General features: G+C 47.0%; 18 protein-coding genes and 3 tRNA genes. 8 read left to right on the plus strand and 13 right to left on the minus strand.

Translation table 11 applies throughout. The features are described from left to right. The 3 genes from FTT64_RS02765 (at nt 1) to FTT64_RS02775 (ending at nt 2,629) form a co-directional block, all read left to right on the plus strand. Nucleotides 1-1,275, plus strand: a complete 1,275-nt coding sequence (locus FTT64_RS02765) for a hypothetical protein (protein WP_016659613.1) — start codon at nt 1-3, stop codon at nt 1,273-1,275. Nucleotides 1,276-1,375: 100 nt separating this feature from the next. Further along, entirely contained in the window at nt 1,376-1,573 is a 198-nt protein-coding gene (locus FTT64_RS02770) for a hypothetical protein (protein ID WP_005181929.1), read from the plus strand. Between the two features lie 99 nt (nt 1,574-1,672). Continuing rightward, the gene (locus FTT64_RS02775) at nt 1,673-2,629 is read left to right on the plus strand and encodes a 2-hydroxyacid dehydrogenase (RefSeq protein ID WP_168397035.1); all 957 of its coding nucleotides are present in this window, start codon (nt 1,673-1,675) and stop codon (nt 2,627-2,629) included. Between the two features lie 99 nt (nt 2,630-2,728). On the opposite strand, the gene FTT64_RS02780 is transcribed toward FTT64_RS02775, so the two are convergent. From FTT64_RS02780 to glyQ, 7 genes are all read right to left on the minus strand, one after another. Next, complete coding sequence (locus FTT64_RS02780) at nt 2,729-3,154, minus strand: hypothetical protein (RefSeq protein ID WP_087662613.1); 426 nt, start codon at nt 3,152-3,154, stop codon at nt 2,729-2,731. 204 nt (nt 3,155-3,358) lie between these two features. Further along, nucleotides 3,359-3,883, minus strand: coding sequence for a hypothetical protein (locus FTT64_RS02785; RefSeq protein WP_005181937.1), 525 nt, complete (start codon nt 3,881-3,883; stop codon nt 3,359-3,361). Between the two features lie 290 nt (nt 3,884-4,173). Beyond that, complete coding sequence (locus FTT64_RS02790) at nt 4,174-4,563, minus strand: hypothetical protein (RefSeq protein WP_005181941.1); 390 nt, start codon at nt 4,561-4,563, stop codon at nt 4,174-4,176. Between the two features lie 108 nt (nt 4,564-4,671). After that, a complete protein-coding gene (locus FTT64_RS02795; RefSeq protein ID WP_168396755.1) occupies nt 4,672-5,061 on the minus strand; it encodes a hypothetical protein in 390 nt (129 codons plus the stop codon). Between the two features lie 4 nt (nt 5,062-5,065). Further along, nucleotides 5,066-5,659: a DUF6036 family nucleotidyltransferase gene (locus FTT64_RS02800; protein ID WP_168396756.1), complete on the minus strand. Its 594-nt coding sequence runs from the start codon at nt 5,657-5,659 to the stop codon at nt 5,066-5,068. Nucleotides 5,660-5,661: 2 nt separating this feature from the next. Then, the gene (glyS, locus tag FTT64_RS02805; protein WP_168396757.1) at nt 5,662-7,731 is read right to left on the minus strand and encodes a glycine--tRNA ligase subunit beta; all 2,070 of its coding nucleotides are present in this window, start codon (nt 7,729-7,731) and stop codon (nt 5,662-5,664) included. Next, complete coding sequence (glyQ, locus tag FTT64_RS02810; protein WP_168383651.1) at nt 7,731-8,720, minus strand: glycine--tRNA ligase subunit alpha; 990 nt, start codon at nt 8,718-8,720, stop codon at nt 7,731-7,733. Before glyQ ends, glyS begins: the two co-directional genes overlap by 1 nt. 480 nt (nt 8,721-9,200) lie before the next feature. Here glyQ and FTT64_RS02815 point away from each other — a divergent pair, with 480 nt between their 5' ends. Then, nucleotides 9,201-10,331, plus strand: coding sequence for an HPP family protein (locus FTT64_RS02815; RefSeq protein WP_005181952.1), 1,131 nt, complete (start codon nt 9,201-9,203; stop codon nt 10,329-10,331). A gap of 68 nt (nt 10,332-10,399) precedes the next feature. Here the strand turns inward: FTT64_RS02815 and FTT64_RS02820 are convergent, their stop codons facing one another. Further along, nucleotides 10,400-10,666 (minus strand): PspC domain-containing protein, encoded by a 267-nt coding sequence (locus FTT64_RS02820; protein ID WP_005181954.1) that lies wholly within the window; start codon nt 10,664-10,666, stop codon nt 10,400-10,402. Between the two features lie 288 nt (nt 10,667-10,954). Here FTT64_RS02820 and FTT64_RS02825 point away from each other — a divergent pair, with 288 nt between their 5' ends. Then, a complete protein-coding gene (locus tag FTT64_RS02825; protein WP_227554624.1) occupies nt 10,955-11,551 on the plus strand; it encodes a hypothetical protein in 597 nt (198 codons plus the stop codon). Nucleotides 11,552-11,676: 125 nt separating this feature from the next. On the opposite strand, the gene FTT64_RS02830 is transcribed toward FTT64_RS02825, so the two are convergent. From FTT64_RS02830 to FTT64_RS02850, 5 genes are all read right to left on the minus strand, one after another. Continuing rightward, nucleotides 11,677-11,752 (minus strand) — tRNA-Lys (locus tag FTT64_RS02830). Between the two features lie 74 nt (nt 11,753-11,826). Then, nucleotides 11,827-11,902: transfer RNA gene (locus FTT64_RS02835), tRNA-Lys, on the minus strand. Nucleotides 11,903-11,922: 20 nt separating this feature from the next. Next, nucleotides 11,923-11,998: transfer RNA gene (locus FTT64_RS02840), tRNA-Lys, on the minus strand. A gap of 130 nt (nt 11,999-12,128) precedes the next feature. Continuing rightward, complete coding sequence (locus tag FTT64_RS02845; protein ID WP_168396758.1) at nt 12,129-13,970, minus strand: long-chain-acyl-CoA synthetase; 1,842 nt, start codon at nt 13,968-13,970, stop codon at nt 12,129-12,131. Nucleotides 13,971-14,140: 170 nt separating this feature from the next. Continuing rightward, the gene (locus FTT64_RS02850) at nt 14,141-17,542 is read right to left on the minus strand and encodes an Rne/Rng family ribonuclease (protein WP_168381725.1); all 3,402 of its coding nucleotides are present in this window, start codon (nt 17,540-17,542) and stop codon (nt 14,141-14,143) included. A 753-nt stretch (nt 17,543-18,295) separates the two neighbouring features. Here FTT64_RS02850 and FTT64_RS02855 point away from each other — a divergent pair. The 3 genes from FTT64_RS02855 to FTT64_RS02865 all read left to right on the plus strand — a co-directional run bounded on the left by FTT64_RS02855 (nt 18,296) and on the right by FTT64_RS02865 (nt 21,650). Next, complete coding sequence (locus FTT64_RS02855; RefSeq protein WP_005181964.1) at nt 18,296-19,264, plus strand: RluA family pseudouridine synthase; 969 nt, start codon at nt 18,296-18,298, stop codon at nt 19,262-19,264. A gap of 382 nt (nt 19,265-19,646) precedes the next feature. Further along, the gene (locus FTT64_RS02860) at nt 19,647-20,315 is read left to right on the plus strand and encodes an HAD-IA family hydrolase (protein WP_168396759.1); all 669 of its coding nucleotides are present in this window, start codon (nt 19,647-19,649) and stop codon (nt 20,313-20,315) included. Between the two features lie 537 nt (nt 20,316-20,852). Further along, the gene (locus tag FTT64_RS02865; RefSeq protein WP_005181967.1) at nt 20,853-21,650 is read left to right on the plus strand and encodes a 2-keto-4-pentenoate hydratase; all 798 of its coding nucleotides are present in this window, start codon (nt 20,853-20,855) and stop codon (nt 21,648-21,650) included. The last annotated feature ends 8 nt before the right edge of the window (nt 21,651-21,658 follow it).

Genomic DNA, 21,658 nt, shown 5'->3' on the forward strand with positions numbered 1-21,658 from the left:
ATGGATAAACACATAATTTTTGAAGACGATCATATCCGTGTCATCTGGATGCCCGGTCATTCAGAGGCGCTAATTTTTTCTTTTGGCGATTTAATTACCCGCGCCAAAGGCCTGACCATTAATGCTGAAAAGTCATTGAGCAAACACGGCTATAACGTGGTTGGCATCATGCCAAAGGAAAAATCCTGGTTTCCCGAACAGTCGATGCGCGCGATGCTGAATGAAATTGCCGCCACCATTGCGCCGTTTCAGCAGCGTATTGGCTATGGCGGTTCGATGGGTGGTTATGCGGCCATCAAATATTCCAACCTGCTTGATTTGCAACGTGTGGTGGCACTGGTGCCGCAATATTCGATTGATCCGGAAGATATTTTGGACACGCGCTACAATATGTTCTTCCATCCGCAGCACAATGCTGACATGCGTATTCAGCCCCAAGATGTTTCGGCTGAGCGCGAATATATCGTGATTTATGATCCGCACTATGCCGAAGACCGCGCCCAGTATTTAAAACTGCAGGCGGTACTGCCTTCGCTGCAGACCCTGCATTTACCGTTTACCGGACATGATGCGATTGCGGTGCTGGCCAGTTCCGATTTGCTCAATGATTTTCTTAGCCATCCTTTTGATCCGGCACATTTTTACCAGAAGATGCGTCAGGTCAAAAAGAACAGCAAGTTCTACTATCGCAAGCTGATTGAAAACCTGTTGCCACGGCACAAACATGCGCTGGGGCAAATCCTGAAAAATAACGAACTGCAACTGGACAGCGGCTTTTTTGATGCCAAGCTCAAGCAGAACCTGATTCGCTCGCTGCTCAGCAATAAACAGGTCGATCAGCATGACCTGCATAAACTCGGGATTCAGTTTAACCTGCCGCAGGAAAGCCGCCGCCAGCTGATGGACTGTTTTGGCCATGGGCTGGTATTTAATGTCATTAGCCAGAAGATCGAAAGCTATGCTGCCAGTGCTGTGGCCTTAAACCATAAATTCCTGATTCCGATTTATGCCAAGGGCAATGGACTGGTACAAATCTGGCTGAATGACCAGCGTTATATTGTGGCCATGAATGATCGTCAGGTCATGAAACTGTTTCAGGAACAGGATGAGCTCAGCGCCGGTATGCACCCCATCGTGATTAAAAAATACAGCGATTATTATGTGCTGAGTTATAAACAGCTGAATTTAAGCAGTGATGAATTTGGCGGTAATGAATTTGTCGATGATAGCCCGGAAAGCGCCAAATTTGTGACCCAGCCTGAGGTGGTCTTGTAAGTTAAAACTGCACTGACCCCGAAGTCCTTGTTTTATTTTATATTCAGGCTAAGATGAAGGTGGATATAAAACAACCAGTGGATAAAAGTAGGGTAGTGTTATGACCATTCGACCTCTGTCTGTTGTGGTACTGAGCCTGCTGGGTTGGGCTGTTCCGTCCGTTGCTTCTGCACAAACGGTGCATTATTCAGCCTATATGGTGTTCGGCAGTGGCCTGTTATTGGTATTGGCTTTAACCATTTATGTCATTCGGCAAATCCGCTTTTCTTTACGCAATTATCACAGCAAGCGCCCATGAACTCATGGGCGTTTTTTGTGGGCATCCCATTTTTGAACTGACGCGCAGCGTTGCAAGTGTGCTTTAATTCCCTCACGCCATGATGAGAGGATGCACCACATGAACGCCGTATTTCTGGATTTTGCCTCGCTGGATCAGGATGATTTACAGCTAGAAGACTTAAACGCCGTCTTTCAGCAGCAGTTAACACTGTATCGGGCGACTTCGCCTGCAGAGCTGCTGCCACGGGTGCAATCTGCCGAGGTGATTATCAGCAATAAAGTGCTGCTGGATGCCGCGACATTACAGCAATGCCCGCAGCTTAAACTGATCCTAATTTCAGCCACCGGCACCAATAATGTCGATTTGGAACAGGCACGCCGCCAGGGCGTGGTGGTGTGTAACTGCCAGGGTTATGGCACGGCCGCAGTGGCGCAACATACCTTAATGCTGATGTTAAATCTGGCTACTTCTTTTGTGCCTTATCATCAGGCGGTGCAACAGGGCCAGTGGCAGCGTTCTAGCCAGTTCTGTCTGCTGGATTATCCAATTGTTGAGCTGGCTGGAAAAACGCTGGGCATTGTCGGTTATGGTGAGTTGGGGCAGGCAGTGGCCAAGCTAGCCGAAGCCTTCGGCATGCAGGTCAAAATTGCTGCTCTCGCCAACCGGCCACAATCTGCGTCGCGGGTGCCTTTTGCCGAGCTGTTACCGCAGGTGGATTTTTTAAGCCTGCATTGTCCACTGACCGAAGATACCCGGGATTTAATCGGGCCGGCTGAGTTTGCTGCCATGAAACATAGCGCGTTTTTAGTTAACTGTGCCCGCGGCGGTATTGTCAATGAAGCGGCGCTGGCCGAAGCCTTACTGTCTGGACAAATTGCCGGTGCGGCGATGGATGTGCTGAGTGTCGAGCCACCCAAGCAGGGCAATATCCTGTTAGACCCAGCCATTCCCAATTTAATTTTAACCCCGCATAGTGCATGGGGCAGTGTAGATGCACGGCAGCGGATTGTGCAGCAAATGGTAGAAAATGTGATCGCGTTTCAGCAGGGCCAACCGATCCGTCAGGTTAATTAAGCAAATATCAAGCAATAAAAAATACGGACGCATTCGGGTCCGTATTTTTTGGGTGGAATGAAAAGGCGAGTGATGATGAGGCTCTCGCTCACTCCCGTCTTAAAGTTCGGTCACGGCATAGCTGGTGGCCCCCGAACCGGTTTCAGCAGGCACGGGTGCCGCAGGTTGAGCAGTATCTGGCTGACTCAAGCTGCCTTGTACAATGGGTACCGGCTGTTGCGGTGCGCCGCCTAAGGCTTCTTTGGTGTCCTGAATTTTCTGGTTAGCCTGTTGCGTGGTGTTGCTGGTTAAGGTTTTGGTATTTTCCCAGGCCTGATGCACCGAAGGCCGTACTTTTTGCACACCTTTTTCTGCCACTTCACCAACCCGATCTGCCGCGTTTAAAACACCTTGCTGTGCTTTATAGGCCCAGACATGCAGTAAATTCGGATTATCGGCATACGGCTGAATCGGGGCTTGGAGCTTGGTGCTGCTATTCGCTTCTGCTGGTGGAGTTTGTGCCCAGACTGCAGTGCCCATGAGCATAAGGCCAACAGCCAATACGGATTTCATTTTATGCATAATCATGACCCCTGCTAAAAGAGAATGGAAAGCCTAAGCCTAAACTGAAGGCATGAAGAAATCATGAAGATTCCTGTTACTGTGTTGAGCATCTGCTGAATTGTCTTGAAACTCAAGCACAAAATTAAAAAAGCCCGCAGGGTTGCAGGCTTGGTTCTCTCATTTTGATTATTGTGCTGCGCCCACTGCGGTATGGGTTTTACTGCTGACTTTGGCTTTGGCCACAGGCGTATCGACATCAACCTGCGCATTGCTGTGCAATTGTACCTGTGCCGATTTCTGTTTCAGGCTGTTTTTGGTTTTTTCCGTACGATCTGCGGCATGTTCACGGGCTGCTGCGGCTTTCTTGGCGGCAGACTGTTTCAGTTCGCTTGAGCGTTCATAGGCCGCCTGTTTTAAATCTGCGGCTTTTTCTTTGCCGGCTTCGGCTTTTTCATTGCTGAACTGTTTGGTGTTTTGCCAGGTGTTCTGGGTCGTGGTTTTTACGCTATGTAATCCTTGACCGACATGCTCGCCTGCGCTGTGTAAGGTCTGCTGCGTACCTTGCACTACATTATTTAAAAGTCCACCAGCCTGTGGCGTCTGCACAGCTGCCGATGCGTTGACATTGGCCTGAAGTGCGGGCGCGGCATACAGTGAAGATGTCGCGAGTAGGGCGCTGCTCATGAATATTGTTGTGAGAGTTTTCTTCATAGGATTTTCCTTGCATGTGTGCCACAGACGCAATGCTGTGAGCGGTGCCTATCTTAAGGAGAAAAATATGCGCCGATATGCTTTATGCAAAAACATCCACAATCTTGCTACAACTGCTTAACAATTCAGGCATTTTTGTAAACCGGGGATTGGCTGCGAAGTCTTATACCAGTTGGTATAGCAGATATAATTTGAATGATGAAAAATCTATTTATTTTTCAGGTTATTTTTATTTTTTCTGAAAAATGTGGAAAAGCACCATACCTTTTGCAGGCATGATGCTTGAATTTTTAGTTACATTGCGCCAGTGCATCTTTATGGAAATGATCGCGCAGGGTCAGGAAGTTTTTCTGTACCGTGGCATCATGCAGGTCAAAATTATGGGCGGTGCTGGTGCCATCTTGGGCAAAGGTAGCTGAACCGGCTGAAATGAGGGTGTTGCCTTTAAATGCCCATTGTTCAATTGAGCGGCCGGCTTTGAGCTGCCCTCTAAATTCAATCACGCATTTATCAATAAACTTGGTCAGTTTGGCCGAGTTATGCGTGGTGTCTGGATAGACCTCAAGATTTTGGACTTCTTGTAATACCCCCGCTTGTAGTTGTGGAATGACTGGCGCAGAGGTACATGCACCCAGAGAAAGGCAAGTTAGACCAGATAAAATTAAAGTTTTAAGTTTCATAAGCTTCTTTCTTGTTGAGTGTTTTCAGTTTGAGTATAGGGAATATGGAAGGAAAAGCCTATAGGTATGACCTATAGAATAGTGGTACTTAAGAGAAGGAGGAGAGAATTAACTGTAAAGTGAGTAGTGGCGTGTTTGTAAGGTCAGTAATTGAGGTTTTAAATGATTTAAATCTTCATTGAGGCCTACACGTTTTGCCAGAGGGTCAACTAATCTTCTTGTATCATGAGTGCTCGGCAATGGAACGACATTCAAGGCTTGGGAGAGCGCTTTAAGTTGTTGGCGTCTAGAAACACTTGAGCATGAGTATCTGCGGAATTTTTCTAATAGAAAAAACAGTCGGCGCTTTTCTAAGGGGTTTAAAGTGGAACTCACAGCAGGTAGTAGTTCTGAATATAATAATGCTTCAGCAACGGGTTTAACCTGCTCGAATGTTGCAGAATTCAATGGCTGCTTTAATAGTGCTTTTAAAGCATGCTCAAATTCCAGCTGATTCATTGTGTCAATCTCCCAGGTCTGAAAGAAGCGAAATCATATATTGAATATTAGAATCTAATTGCTCAGGTGTAACGTAATAGTCTTTAGCATTATTTGCTATTTCTTTGAACTGCTCAAGCGAAAACTTGTTTCTTGCATATAATGCTTGAATATCTTCGATGTCTCTGTCAGACAAGCGTGCCAATTTAGAAACAGCCAAATCTACGCCAGATACGAGATAGACCTCTACGATACTTTCAGCGGTTAAGGGGATAACTCGTTCCCTGTAATCAGGATCGATGGAGGCAAGGCTGGTATTAAATCCACTGTCAAATTCTAAATTTGTTTCAAGATTATTATGATCCAGATATTCAATATCATTATTTTCTAGAAATAAGAAAATATCTTCTTTTTTTAATTGGCTGATCGATTGGATTTCAGCATCAATATCATTACTACCTCGAACATTGGTGTGGATGTGAAACGCACAGCCACCAAAAATAAATGCCTTAACGGCACCATGAGGAAGATATTGATGATTCATTGAAATCCAATCCTCAAGCTCTTGAAAGAGCTTGAGGATTGCAAGGGTGATAGGTGAGTCGTTATAAATACTCATCTTTAGTGTTGAAGCACCGAAATATCCGCCACTTTGGTAAACAAGTCACGCAGCTGAGCAAGCAGACGTAAACGGTTTGCTTTCAGGTCAGCATCATCCGCCATCACCATTACACCGTCAAAGAAGGCATCTACAGGCGCACGCAGTGCAGCAAGTGCAGACAATGCAGCAGTGTAGTCTTTGGCAGCAAATAATGGTTCAACCACAGGCGTGATTTTCGCAAGTTCAGCGAACAATGCTTTTTCAGCATCTTCAACCAAGTTTGCTTCAACCACTTCGCCAGCTGGTGCCGCTTCTTTGGCAAGAATATTGGCAACACGTTTGTTCGCAGCAGCAAGGGCAGCAGCTTCAGGCAATGCACGGAAGTGATTGACCGCATTGACACGTTTGTCAAAATCAAGTGGTGATTTTGGTGACAAGGCTTGAACGGCTTGAATCACGTCAACAGCCACACCTTGGTCTTCATATTTGGCACGGTAACGACCTTCTAAGAATGCAACTGCATCGTTTAAAGTCTTATCGTGATCTTTGAGTACATCGCCATAAGCAGCAAGTGCAAGTTTGATCAAGTCTTCAATTGATACATCAAGCTCGTTTTCAGTCACTAGACGTAAAATACCAATTGCAGAACGACGCAGGGCAAACGGGTCTTTCGAACCTGTAGGCGCTTGACCAATACCGAAAATACCGGTGAGCGTATCTAAGCGGTCTGCAAGCGCAATGGTTGTCCCAGTTTTGGTTTTCGGTAAAACATCACCAGCGAATTTAGGCAAGTACTGCTCGCCAAGTGCTTCAGCCACTTCATCATTTTCGCCTTCAAGACGTGCGTAGTAAGTACCCGCGATGCCTTGAAGTTCTGGGAATTCACCCACAAGTTCAGAGGTTAAGTCGCATTTCGCAAGAAGTGCCGCTTTTTCAGCATCAGCCGCATTTGCACCTGTAATTGGCGCTAAAGCTACAGCGAGTTTTGCAATACGTTCAGACTTATTCCAAAGCGTACCCAATTCTGCCTGGAAGACCATGTTCGCTAATTTCTCTTTACGAGAAGCAAGCGGTTGTTTTTGGTCTTGTAGGAAGAAGAATTCAGCATCTGATAAACGTGGACGAACCACTTTCTCGTTACCTTCAATAATTTGTGTCGGGTCTTTTGACTCAATGTTTGACACGGTAATGAAGTACGGTTGCAGTTTATTATCGCTATTCACCAAGCAGAAGTACTTTTGGTTGTCCTGCATGGTGGTGATAAGAGCTTCTTGAGGAACAGCAAGGAAGCGTTCTTCGAAGCTGGCACGTAATGCAACAGGCCATTCAACCAGTGCAGTTACTTCATCACGCAGATCCGCAGGCACAATCGCAATCGCATTCACTTCATCAGCAAGTGCTTTCACTTGACCATCAATGATTGCTTGACGCTCTTCAAAAGACGCTACAACGTAAGCCGCTTTTAACTTCGCTAAGTATTCGTCTGCATGTGTAAGCGTAATTGCTTCAGGTGCATGGAAACGGTGACCATACGTCACGTTACCTGCTTTGTGATCCTGAATGGTTGCATCAACAACATCGTTGTCTTTTAACAATACAACCCATTTTACAGGACGTACAAATTCAGTACGGCTGGCTGCAGAACGCATGCGTTTAGCAATTGGAAGGTTGTCTAAAGCTGATTGCAAAATTTGCGGTAAAAGTACATCAAGGCTTTGACCTTTGACATCTTTTAAGTAACACACTTTTTCAACTTTACCTGCTTGGAAAGTCGATACTTGATCAACCGTAATGCCTTGACCACGCATAAAGCCTTCTAAAGCTTTGGTTGGTTTGCCTTCCGCATCATACGCCGCTTGCACAGCAGGGCCGTCAAAACGTTTTTGTGTGTCGGCTTGCGCGCCATCAACATTGACAATTTTAAGCGCCAAACGACGTGGTGCAGCATAGGCTTCGATTGAATCGAAAGCCAGACCTGCATCTTTTAAGCCTTTAACCGTTTCTGCCTGTAATGCATCACGTAATTTTTTCAGGCTTTTTGGTGGGAGTTCTTCACAGCCAAGTTCAAATAAAACAGTATGTTTAGACATTATTTGTTCTCCGCTGATTTTTCTGCTTGCGCGGCTTCCGCCTCAACCTGTGCTTTTAACTGTGCCAGAACTTCATCACGTAAATGCGGTTCTGCCATTGGGAAACCAAGCTCTGCACGTGCGGTCACGTAGCTTTGTGCAATGGCACGTGCCAGTGTACGGACACGTAAAATATAACGCTGACGCTCAGTCACAGAAATCGCACCACGTGCATCAAGCAGGTTAAAGCTGTGTGATGCTTTGACCACTTGTTCATAAGCAGGAAGTGGCAGTTTCGCTTCCATTAAACGAGAGGCTTCTGCTTCATAGAAGTCGAACAGTTCAAACAGTTTGTCGACTGGCGCATATTCGAAGTTGTAAGTCGATTGTTCCACTTCGTTTTGATGGAACACATCGCCATAGGTGACCGTACCGAACTGACCTTTAGTCCAAACAAGGTCATACACAGAGTCTACACCTTGCAGGTACATCGCTAGACGTTCTAAACCGTAAGTGATTTCACCGGTGACCGGATAGCATTCAACACCACCGACTTGCTGGAAATAAGTGAATTGCGTGACTTCCATACCATTCAGCCAAACTTCCCAACCTAAGCCCCAAGCACCGAGTGTTGGTGATTCCCAGTTATCTTCGACAAAACGGATGTCGTGAACCAAAGGATCAATCCCGATGGCTTTTAAAGAATCCAGATACAGCTGCTGGATGTTGTCCGGGTTTGGCTTTAATACCACCTGGAACTGGTAGTAGTGTTGCAAACGGTTCGGGTTTTCACCATAACGGCCATCTTTTGGACGACGTGAAGGTTGCACATAAGCGGCATTCCAGGTTTCAGGCCCTAATGCACGTAGGAAAGTTGCAGTGTGGAATGTTCCTGCACCCATTTCCATGTCGTAAGGCTGCAACACGACGCAGCCTTGCTCCGCCCAGTAATTTTGTAAGGCAAGAATTAAGCCTTGGAAAGTATCAATATGCGATATGGCGCGACTCATGGTCATCCACTTAAAATTAGAGAAAAATTGTGCTCAATTATAAGGATTTTGGCGGGAGGTAGCAAAGGTTATCCATACAATGCTGGCGCTTTGATCAGAAAGCGAAGCCTAACCGAAAAATCGCCATGAAAAATCAGTAGAGAAACCGACATTCGGTTGATCTGTCTATCCACAAAAACCGGATTTTGATCTGTAGGATTCGGGGAAAACCCAGCATTGTCATTTCAGTCATTTTTCTCAAAGATTGGTTTCATCTGGTGTATACAGCGCAATCATCTGCGCTGAACGGTGTATACGCAAAAACGATGTTTTTAAAATGAAGGGCTTATCAATTTTTTCTAAAAAGAGGATGATTCAGTGTGCCTATACTGATATACATCTCAACAGAAAAATTCATAATTATAAGATATAGAATGAATACATCTTATAAGCTGCTTCATTTTATAATGGCGGCCGTCGCCAAAATCACAAAGGATTCCCGTGTTTCATCCGCAATCTGAATGGTTAGAAATCTTAAAACCCAATTTCAAATTACTGCCGCTGAAAGAACGTCTGTTGTGCGGATTGGGTGCTTTGCTGGGCTTGAGTCTATCTTCGCTGATCAGCTTATGGATTCTGGGCGATATTAATGCCTGGTATATCGCGCCGATGGGTGCGTCGTCAGTATTGCTGTTTGCGGTGCCGGCCAGTCCGCTGGCACAGCCGTGGAATATGGTGATTGGCAATACTATTGCCGGCATTATTGGTGTGACTTGTGCGCTGTATATTCCGAATCTGACCGAAGCCTTTAGTGTGGCGGTGGCCTTATCTATTATTTTAATGATGTCGACCGATTCGCTGCATCCACCGAGTGGTGCTGTGGCGATTACCGCAGTATTGGGCGGTGAGGCGGTCAGTGAACTGGGCTATTTATTTATCTTTTATCCGGTGCTGTTAAATTCGCTGTTATTGCTGTTGGTGGCAATGATGTTTAACCGACTGACTGGCAAGCAATATCCACACAAGGCCCAGCTGAATCTGCGCTCGCAAGACCCGACCCCGACCCAGAAAGTCACCATTCAGCCGCAAGATATTCATCATGTGCTGGAGCATCAGACCGAGCTGCTGGACATTAGTGAATATGACTTGCAGAAAATTATTCTGGAAGCGCAATATCAGGCCAATGCGCGTATGCAGGATGAAAACGTGCAGGAATGGCGCTGTGAAGATATCATGACCCATGATGTGATTACCTTGCAGCAGGATGATGATATCCAGCTCGCGCTAGACAAGTTCAAGCAGGTCAATTTAATGAGCTTGCCGGTGGTAAATGCCGAGCAGCAACTGGTCGGCACATTGGCACTGTATGAAGTGGTGGAATGGTTTAAACATGCTACCGATGTGCGGATGTCATGGCAGCATCAGGTCAAACACATTATGAACCGCAAGGTGGTGACGGTAAAACCACATCAGAGTATTGCCGATCTGGTCCCGTATTTTGTGGAACGTTCGTTTAACTATATTCCAGTGGTGGAACAGCAGCAGCTGGTCGGGATTATTAGCCGCGCCGATATGATTGCCGCCATGAACCAGCGTCTGATCTGGCTACGCAGCAAAACTACGGAAAGTTAAAGCCAGAAAAAAGAAGCTACGGTAATAGGGGTCCACCGTAGCTTTAAACTGTGCAAGAAAAATGAAGATTAACGGTAACTGTTCTGATCTTCATGAATGGTACGTACCGGATTGCGATAGCCATTCACGTGTTCAATTTCAGCTTTCTTTTTCGGCATCACCAGCCACAGTACCAAGTACACCAGAATACCCGGGAAGGCGGCACTCATAATGGATACCAACACAAAAATAATGCGGAGTAAATTTGCATTCCAACCAAAACGTTCAGCAATACCACCCATTACACCTGCAATCATGTTTGAGCGGTTAGAGCGGTATAAACCAACATTGGCCATTGAGGTCTCCTTAAAAAATACAATGGTGAGTCAATCAACAACTCATAAAATAAAAATGGCGACCTATTTCCGTTTTTAAAGGGTCAATGCGCTATAAATCGTTAATTTATGTAAATAAAATGACACGGTATAAATATTGCGCTTTAAAATCTTGAAACAGGTCTACAAAAACTGTAGATTTTGGTGAAAATTCATATAATTTCAATAGCTTCGCTGTGTGCCCATCAACCTGATGCAAAGGCATACGGTGGCTATTTTTATTGATACCCGGGAGACACCATATTGGCTGTGCATTGTTCGAAATGGTTATGGGGAATCTGTTGCCTGTCTTTGGCCGCTTGTGACCCGACGTTTAACAGTCAAGAAGGAGAGGAGGCACAGCCGTTTACACCCGTGGCAGACCTGCAGGTGACAGAAGATGTGCCAAGTAAGCGCCTGAGTGAAGTGGCTGGCCAGCCGGTATTTCCATCTGCAGAAGATGCCGATAAAGCCGTGGTGCCGGAAGCGGCCTTGGCCTATGTCGGCCGGTATCAGGTAAAAATTAGCTGTGAAGATGCCTATGTCAAATGCGAGACCGGGACAGCTGATTTTATTTTGACTTTATTGCCTGATGGCACCGCACATCGTTCCATTGTCTATCTGGGCCGGGTCATGGCCGGTGCACAAATGAATTATCATCTGGATTACTGGATGTATGATGAAGCCGCACACCAGATTATTGTGCATCGCAGTAATGGGGTGGAAATTTTTTATGATATTGATGGCACGCAGAATCTACGCATGGATTTAGAAAAAATTGCCACAGTATCGACGGTAAATCAGCAGTATTTTTCCCGTAATCCTTTACCGGCACATGCTTATTATCTGGAAAAGTCGGCCGATTAAAAGAGCAGATCGAGCGTTCTTTCATCCATATTAATATTGAGGTTGTAGCGCAGATGCAATGCAGCCCAGCATATAAATGTGCAATGCAGAGTAGGGAAGCGAGGATATTTATTCTGGAAGATAAATGGTGGGTCGTCCGCGACTCGAACGCGGGACCAACGGATTAAAAGTCCGCTGCTCTACCAACTGAGCTAACGACCCTGAGGAATAAAAAATAAGCTGCTTATTTTTTAAGATGCAAGAACTGGAGTTTTTGCAGAGTTCCTAAGGAAATATGGTGGGTCGTCCGCGACTCGAACGCGGGACCAACGGATTAAAAGTCCGCTGCTCTACCAACTGAGCTAACGACCCATCTTAGGCTTTCAAATGAGTGGTGGGTCGTCCGCGACTCGAACGCGGGACCAACGGATTAAAAGTCCGCTGCTCTACCAACTGAGCTAACGACCCATATCATTTGATGGAGCGTATTGTAGCAAGATCTCGTTTGAGCGCAAGTAAAAAATAAAAAAGTTGTCTATGTTTGATTATAAATGAAACAAATTCATGCTAGGGAATCAAAAAATAGACAACTTTGGGCTTAGAAGCGGTATTGATAGGTTTGAATCTGCTCGAAAATTTCCGGGGTTAGATCGGTATAGGCTGCTGCACCGGGCAGCAACACCAGCAAACGATCCGTGGTGGCAGCCGGATTAAATGCCTGTTCTTTGAGCTTGTTTTTCTGGTATTTAAAAGTGCCGGTGGTTTCAACCTGCGCCTGAATTCGTAAAAATACCGGAACCGCATAGCCGGGCAGGGCCTGTTTAAACTGGCTCACCATCTGCTTTAGGTCATGTTCATCCAGTGTTGCATCGGCATTTAAGGTAATGGCCGCCATTCCGGCACGACCATTGGTGTCTGGAATTTCTACGCCGTAGACCACCGCTTCGGCAATTTTGTCATAATCACAGAGTATATTTTCCACTTCGGTGGTGGAAACATTCTCACCTTTCCAGCGGAAGGTATCACCCAAGCGGTCAACAAACTGGGCATGACGGAAGCCGATATTTCGTACCAGATCACCGGTATTAAAGTATTGATCGCCACGCTGGAAAACGCCTTTTAAAATCACCGCCTTGTTTTTTTCCGGATCAGTATAGCCATCAAATGGCGAACGGCGGGTAATTTTGCCAATCAATAAACCAACTTCACCTTTTTTGACTTTCTGGCACCAGCCGCGCGCATCCCGGACCGGTTCATTTTTTTCTTTATCGAAAGCCACAATCGCATAAGGGGTTGGAGAAAAACCAACGGTATTGTCAAAGTTAAAGATGTTGCTAAAGCCGACATTGCCTTCACTGGAGGCATACAGCTCCAGAATTTCTTCAATGCCAAAGCGTTGCTTAAACTTGTTCCAGATATTCGGGCGCATGCCGTTCCCAATCATTTTGGTAACACGATGGCCCTGATCCAGCGCGGATGGTGGTGCATCCATCAGGTAGCGGCACAGCTCGCCGACATAACCAATGGCAGAGGCATTAAATTTCTGTACATCTTTCCAGAAGCTGGAGGTGGAATATTTACGTCGAATTGCCAGGGTTGCGCTACCGGCAATTACGCCGCACCAGCACACCACAATACCAGTGGCATGATACAGCGGCAGGGTCACATACATGACATCTTTTGGATTCAGATTCAGTACATGGCCGTAGGTGCCATAGGCCAGGGTCCAGCGGCTATGGGTGAACACCACGGCTTTCGGCAGGCCGGTGGTTCCCGAGGTATAGATATAAAACAGGCCATCTTTGCCCTGGACGGAATGCGTGGTCGGCGGATTGAATTTCGGAAAATGGTCGATCTTTTCGGCCAGATTGTTAAAGCCTTTCGGAGCTTTGCCCGCATCGCGCTGGGTTTCCTGATCGGCAAACCAGTCCAGACGATCTGCCGGCAAATCCAGCGCCTGACGAATCTCCTCTACCGCAGCACGGCATTCTTCGCCAACAATTAGCGCGACCGGTTTGACCAGATTGATGCTATGGGTCAGTACCTTACCGACCTGTGAGGTGTTTACCAGTGCAATGGTGACGCCAATTTTGGCCAGACCGATGACAGTCGCGATCAGTTCCGGGCGGTTTTCCAGCATTACCGCAATCACATCGCCTTTGCGTGCGCCTTGTGACAGATAATAGTGGGCAATCTGGTTGGCCCATTCATTCAGGGCTTTGTAGCTAAAGCGCTGTTCTTCAAACATTAAAGCCAGACCATGCGGATTACGTTTGACCGCTTTTTCAAAGGCAATGCCCAGACCGGCAGGGGTGGATGGTGTTCGTAAATAGGCTTGACTCAGACCCTGAATAAGATTCGGGACTTTGCCGATAAACTTTGGAATTTTGGCGGCGACATCGGCCAGACCAATAAGATCATGTTGTGTTGTATGGCTCATATGAATCCTATTTATTCTCGACATCCAATCTGTAGTTCTAGCGCATGAATATTGCACTTTAAGGTTTTAATCGTTTCGTTGTAGTGTAATCAACCTAATCTGACAAATTAACAAAAAAAATCCAGCCACCGAAATGACTGGATTTTTTTATTCACCTGCAAAAAAGCAAATTATGACTCAGTTGAGGTGTTGGCTTTCTTTGGTGGACGGCCACGTGGACGACGCGGACGTGCCGGTTTTTCTTTCTCGGCCTTGTCTGCCGAGGCTTCTGGAGCTTCAGCTTCTGCATTTGCCGGTGCTTCGCTGGCATCTGCTGCATCAACTGGCAGTTCAGCCTGTACCGGTTGCGCTGCTTCAGCTTTCGCTGTTTCTTTAGCCGGTGCTTCGGCTGCAGCGTTTTCTTCAGTCGCCACTTCAGTTTCAGTCGCAGTGGTTTCTGCCGCTGGTGCTGCTTCAGTTGCTGCTGGCTCGGCAGTCGCTTCTACAGGTGCTGCTGTGCTGCTTGCAGCAGTGGCTTCTGTTGCTTCAGCTGCTTGAGCGTCCGCCGCAGTTTCTGCTGGTGCATCGTTAGCGGGTGCTTTTTCTGCTTCGTCGGCATGGGCCTGTTTGGCCTGTTCCAGCGCCTGTTCGGCAGCAAGTTTGGCTAAACGACGACGCTCACGCGGATCATTGGCCACACGTTTGACTGGCGCTGGTGGAGTCAGGTCCAGCACAGGAGCAGGTTCTGCTTCTGGCTCAGCTTTGCTGACTTCAACATCACGGGTCACAGGCTGCTTTTGGCTTTCTGCCGCAGGTGCTTGAGCGACCAGGCTGGCTGCATATTGTTCAGTGAACTTTTGCAGGGCGCGGTTGAAGGTTGGAATTAAACCAAACTGCTCAATCAGCACCGAGCAATCTTCACCATACACATGACGGATCAGGCTGCCTACCGTGTACTGCTGCAAGGCTGGAACCTGAGACGGTGACAGCTTTGGCGGCTGGTTTTGTTGCGCACGACCTTCACGCTGCTGGCGACGACGCTGACGCGGATCGTTGCTGGCACGTTTCACCGGTTGCGATTTGTGCTCTTCAGCCACAATTGCCGCAGGTGCCACTTCTTCTTTTGGTACTGGTGCTTCTTCTACTGCTTCAGTGCTGGTCGCAACCGGAAGTTCAGCAGTTGCTGCAGGTGCAGCGGCTGCGTTCTGGTTTAGCGCGACAATTTCACTTTGTGCAGCATCAACATTCACCACCAGAGCAGTTGGCATCACGTCCTGACGTGGTGCATCCACCAGGTCTACTTTCAGGCTTTGTGCTTCAGTGGCTGGTGCTGCTGTAGCTGCTGCCGGTGCAGCCGTGTCATTCAGCACGCTGGCATCGCGGTGGCGGTTTGGACGCTCTGGGCGTTGCTGGTTGCGACGGTCACGACGTGGCACAGCATCTTGCTGTTGCGCTTCGTTTTGCGTCTGTTCATTGTTGTTGTGCTGACGGCGGGAGTTGCGTTTGTTTTCACGCGCTTCCTGACGTTGCTCCTGACGTGACAGCTGCACCACTTCTTCGTGTACCTGATGCTGTGCTGGGCTGTTGTCATTCTGGCTGTTTTGCTCGCGCGGCTCTTTGTGCTTGCTGCGCTTTTTGTTGTTGTGACGTGATGATTTTTCTTCACGTTCAGCCGGTTTTTCAGCGTGATCACGCTCATGCTTGGCCACAGTTGATGGGGCAAGATAAGCATTGCTGGTTGCTGCTGCTGGTGCAGCCACAGGCGCCGCAGCTGCAATCTGACCGAACTGGCCACGGCTAACTGCGCCATTATTGACCATTTGCTCAATCGCTGCAGCCGCATTGTTGGCGCTACGTGACTGATCAACCGTGTTGGCCTGTTTTTGCACAAACAGGTTTTCTAACCATGCACATGGGCTAGCACTTGGTGCAGCGGCAGCAGGGGCCACTTGTGCAGGCGCAGCGGCTTGAGCTTTGGCTGGACGCTTCTGTTCCTTTTGCGGTGCTGCAGGCGCAGCTGCATGCTGAGCGTGCTGTTCTTCTTCTAAATGCCATTCAGAGGCTTCATAACCCAGTTCCTGTTCGCTTAAGCGGGTGGCTGCTGTGCGTTCATAGCTGGTTGGAGCAAAGCCTTCCGGATTGTAAGAGATTTCGTAATGTGGGGTTTCTAAATGCGGGTGCGGCAATACCGTTACACGTACATTTGAGGTTTGTTCAAGGTAAACCAGGCTGTGACGCTTTTCATTCAATAAGAAGGCTGCAATTTCAACCGGTACTTCAACCTGAACTTCACCATGACGCTCACGTAGCGCAATCTCTTCCACTTTACGCATAATCGACAGTGAGAGAGAACGTAAGTCACGTACCATGCCGGTACCATGACAACGTGGGCAAACATAACCGGTCGCTTCTTCTAAAGATGGACGTAAGCGCTGACGGCTCATCTCCATTAAACCAAAGCGTGACAATTGACCAAACTGGATACGCGCGCGGTCGCTTTGCGTTGCTTCACGCAGCTTGGCTTCCACCATACGCTGGTTACGGTCTTTGGTCATGTCGATAAAGTCGATTACTACCAGACCACCGATGTCACGTAAACGTAACTGGCGTGCAATTTCTTCAGCAGCTTCCAGGTTGGTGTTTAGTGCGGTATCTTCAACGTCCTGACCACGAGTTGATTTTGCCGAGTTAATGTCGATTGACACCAATGCTTCGGTTTGGTCAATCACGATTGAACCACCTGAAGGCAGTTTGACTTCGCGTTCATAGGCGGTTTGAATCTGGCTTTCGATACCGAAATGCGCGAACAGTGGTTCATTTAGGGTATAGGTTTTTAACTTGTCGAGCTGACGTGGCATCACCGCTTTTACGAAGTTATAAGCTTCGTTATAGGCCTGTTCTGAGTCAATCAGGATTTCAGTCACATCATCACGCAGGTAGTCACGAATGGCACGCGTGACGACACCGGCTTCCTGATGCACCAGCATTGGCGATGGACCAGAACTTGAGGTGCTTTGAATTTGCGCCCACAGATCTAGCAGATGCTGTAAATCAAGTTGTAATTCTTCTTGAGAACGACCAATACCGGCAGTACGTACAATCACGCTCATCCCGCGTGGCACGTTTAAAGAGGCCAGCATTTCTTTCAGTTCTTCACGCACTGAACCGGAAATCTGACGGCTGATACCACCCCCTTTCGGGTTGTTTGGCATCAGGACCAGGTAACGGCCCGCCAGTGAAATAAAGGTCGACAGGGCAGCACCTTTGTTGCCGCGCTCTTCTTTTTCTACCTGAACTAGCAGTTCGGTGCCTTCAGTAATCAGTTCGCGAATATTTGAAGTTTGACGAGGATCGGCCTTGTAGTAAGAGTTGGCAATTTCGCGCATCGACAGGAAACCTTGACGACCGGCACCATACTCAACAAATACAGCTTCTAAAGATGGCTCTACGCGAGTCACATGACCTTTATAGATATTTGATTTTTTTTGTTCACGGGTACGATTTTCTAAATCAAAATCGTAAAGACGCTGACCAGTGACAAGTGCAACGCGAATTTCTTCAGCATGTGTTGCATTAATCAACATACGTTTCATGGGTGTAACACCTTATAGTGATACACAGCAAAACATCGCTCTATACGTAGCGAGCATCAAACATCACGGATCATGGTTCAGATCTCAAATACAGCGGTCTGAACGTTTCTCTACCGGCCTGATAATCGGGTTTCGGTGGATGATTCACGTATTGATGATGTCAATACGGCTTCAATCTTTAAACGATTAAAGTCACCTGGTCGTTTCACTGGCGGACGAGCGGTACATTGGATGTGAGTAACTTTCACTGTCACATTGCTCAAAGATCATCCCTTCTTTTAGTCGAGTGTCTTGATACGGAATTATCGTCGTATCTTTACAATTTGTGCAGATCCAATGTATCAACGCTGTAGCCTGAATGCGACATCAGGGAACGACTAGTCTGATGTGTATCAGTTTACGTTTAAAAACCAACTTGAGGTTGGCGACATATTTTTTCAGGCAAACTGATTTATGTACCTTAAGTACAATTAAACGCAACAGTTTGCAGTTTTGCCGATATAATAAGCCTTCGGCGTCGGCATAATTCTTTTGGGACCTTTACGTGTTTAGTGGAGTGTTTGATTGAATAATCAACTTCAGTAAAAACCGAAATGACCCAACTTTTACCCACTTACGATGGTTTCCGTGCGCTGACTATATCAAACCTTGCATCATCTGCCTATGGGCTAAGCTTATGTTTCTTGTGTAAAGCATAGCCTAAGTGATCAGTTTTTAATCAATTTTAGTATTTTTTTAGGTCGTCGTAACTGTATGAATTCTACCCAACAATGGCAAAGTGTCACTTGGTTTGAAGTCGATGAGCATCAAGCGGGGCAACGGATTGACAACTTTTTGTTTAGCCGTTTAAAAGGCGTGCCCAAAAGCCGGATTTACCGTCTGATTCGTGAAGGTCAGGTGCGGGTCAATAAAAAACGGGTCAAAGCCGAAACCAAGCTGAATATTGGCGATCAGATCCGGGTTGCACCAATCCGTTTTGAACAGAAAGATGATACCCCGGCGCCGGTGTCAGATAAAGTTGCTCAAGGCTTGCTGAACCGGGTCATCTATGAAGATGAAGGGCTGATGGTGGTGAACAAGCCATCGGGCATTGCTGTGCATGGGGGCAGTGGTGTGGCCTATGGCTTGATTGAGGGCTTGCGCGCGGCCACCGGGAAAAAATATCTGGAGCTGATTCACCGCATTGACCGCGATACTTCGGGTCTGGTGATGATTTCGAAAAAACGCAGCGTATTAAAAACCTTGCAGGACATGCTGCGCGAACACAAAATCCGTAAAACCTATGCTGCGGTGGTGAAAGGACAGGTGACGCTGGACAAACAGCTGATTGATGCACCTTTACATCGTTATGAGCTGGCCAATGGCGAACGTCGCGTGCGTGTGTCTAAAGAAGGTAAAGAATCGAAAACCCAGTGGAATGTGCAAGAGCGCTTTATGCATGCCACACTGGTCTATGCATCGCCGCTGTCTGGACGTACCCATCAGATTCGTGTGCATGGTCTGAGTATAGGCCATCCGCTGGTGGGCGATGAAAAATACGGTCATGAAACCGAATATCGCGGGCCTAAACCACGCCGTTTATGCTTGCACGCCATGCGTCTGGAGATTCCGGGTTATCCAACCATTGAAGCACCATTGCCTGAAGATATGCAGAGTCTGGTCGCACAGCTCCGTGCGCAAAAGGCAGATAAGGTAGTAACACTTGGGGAAGATGACGAATAATCTTTGGCTTTTTAATTCTCGTTCATCTTGCTTTATTTAAGTGGGAAACTTCCCTCTTTATTAAAATTAAAGATGAGGAACATTGTTCCGCAAGGGGAGATTAAATTTCGGAAAAATCCTCTCCCTGAGCAGCACTGCTGCGCAAGTCCCCTTCTTGCACGTCGTTTAAAGCAGTGCTTTAAACTCGTTCAGGAGAGGGAGCGTTGCGATAGTAAATGATATCTGCATCCGAAATGTGCGAAAGGCGACATGGATGTCGCCGTTGGGTAATTAATATCTGTTGTGATCTTGCAATAAAAGTTATTTTCTAATGAAGCTCTCCCTCCTTTTTTAAAGGAGGGTCGGGGTGGATTTAAACCGAATCAAATCGAGGAAACCATATATGAATACAGCTGTAGAACTCATCATTTTCGACTGGGATGGCACCTTGTTTGATTCAGTCGGTCAAATTGTGGCGAGTTTGCAGTTCGCTGCACAGCAGTTCCAGCAACCCTTAACCGATGACGCGGCCAAAAGTATTATCGGTTTGGGTCTGCCTGAAGTGGCGCAGCGTTTGTTCCCGATGGTGCCGGAATTGCATAGCGAGATTTTACAGTGCTATTCCGAGCACTATGTAGCCAACTCCAAAACCGATGTCTGGTTTGATGGTGTGGCGGCGATGCTGGATGATTTACAGAATGCCGGGGTAAAACTCGCGGTGGCTACCGGTAAAAGTCGTAAAGGCCTAGATCGTGTATTGCAGCAGACTCAAAGTATGAATCTGTTTGCTGCGACCCGTGCCGCCAGTGAAACCCGCTCTAAACCGCATCCCTTAATGTTAGAAGAAATTCTGGCAGAAACCGGAGTGCGCCCTGAGCAGGCAATTATGGTCGGCGATACCTCTTATGATCTGGAAATGGCGCAGGCTATTGCCATGCCGCGTGTGGGTGTCAGCTATGGGGTACATACGGTCGAAGTGTTACAGCTGTTTCAACCGCTAAAAATTGCCGGGGATGTCAGCAGCCTGCATCAGTTCCTGTTACAGCAGGTACAAATGAAACAGGCCATCTAGGTGGGAGAGCATCTTTTCAGAAGAAGTGAACCTCTTGCCGCTTCTTCTTTTATTCAAGAGCTTATTTTCTTCCTTCTTATATTGATCTCTGCCTGGGCATGTTGCGTGATTGCAAAGTTTCGTCTTTCTTTTTCTGTTCTAGAGGCTGTATAAACACTGTGCAGCCTTATTGCCTCTAAAAGCTGCTGATAAAATCGTCTAATACCGAAGCCTTAAGCGCTGAAACTTCTCATCCAGATTTTCTTAAAAAGTGGATAGAAATACTCGGAAATCTATAGCTATCAGGGGCTTCGTGTCGGTTGAGTTGTGGCTGTGTTATAGGTTCTAGCTATTGTAAAAAATAAAATAAGTATTGGCATAAAAAGTCCATTTTTCCGATTCTAAATCAGTTTATATCTATGCGCGTTTGCTAGAGATCGGCAGCAACAGCCTGTTGCCGCTCTGATCAGTCCCCCCTATATCGGCCGATGTTCAGCTGCATGCCGGAAAATCTAGTCAACAGCATAAGCCCAATTTTTGCAGTTTAAGGAAACATTGATGTCGAATTCTGCTGTTGTTGCATCAGTTGCTCAAGCGTTAAGAGATGCTGAATTATCACAAACTGCGATTGCACCGATTCGCCCACAATTAGGCGGTGAATCTGCTGATGTAGATATCGCGTACGCAGTTCAAGAAGTAAATACCGAACGCGCGTTGAAAGAAGGCCGCCGTTTAGTAGGTCGCAAAATTGGTTTGACCTCGAAGGTAGTTCAGGCACAACTGGGTGTTGATCAGCCAGATTTCGGTATGTTGTTTGCAGATATGGCCTATGGTGATGGTGAAGCCATTCCTGCAGGTTTGCTGATTCAACCGAAAGTTGAAGCAGAAATTGCACTGGTCATTAAAGAAGATTTGACCAAAGAAAAACACACCTATGCTGACATTATCAGTGCAACTGACTACGCACTGCCAGCAGTAGAAGTGGTGGATAGCCGTATTGAAAACTGGAAAATCAGCCTGATTGACACCGTGGCAGACAACGCATCTTCAGCGGCGTTTGTACTGGGTTCTCAACCGGTAAAACTGGAAAACCTGGATCTTGTGAATTGCAAGATGGTCATGACCCGCGGTGAAGAAGTGGTTTCTCAAGGTGTGGGTAAAGCCTGTTTAGCCAACCCATTGAATGCTGCAGTCTGGCTGGCAGATGAAATGGTACGTCGTGGGCGTCCATTGTTAAAAGGCGACATCATCTTAACAGGTGCGTTAGGGCCAATGGTTGTGGCGCAACCAGGCGATGAATTCAAAGTTGAAATTGAAGGCTTTGGTTCAGTTACAGCGGCATTCGCTGCTGAATAAGCCCCAAC

This window comes from Acinetobacter sp. Q186-3, from assembly GCF_013420655.1.
Taxonomy (GTDB): Bacteria; Pseudomonadota; Gammaproteobacteria; order Pseudomonadales; family Moraxellaceae; genus Acinetobacter; species Acinetobacter indicus.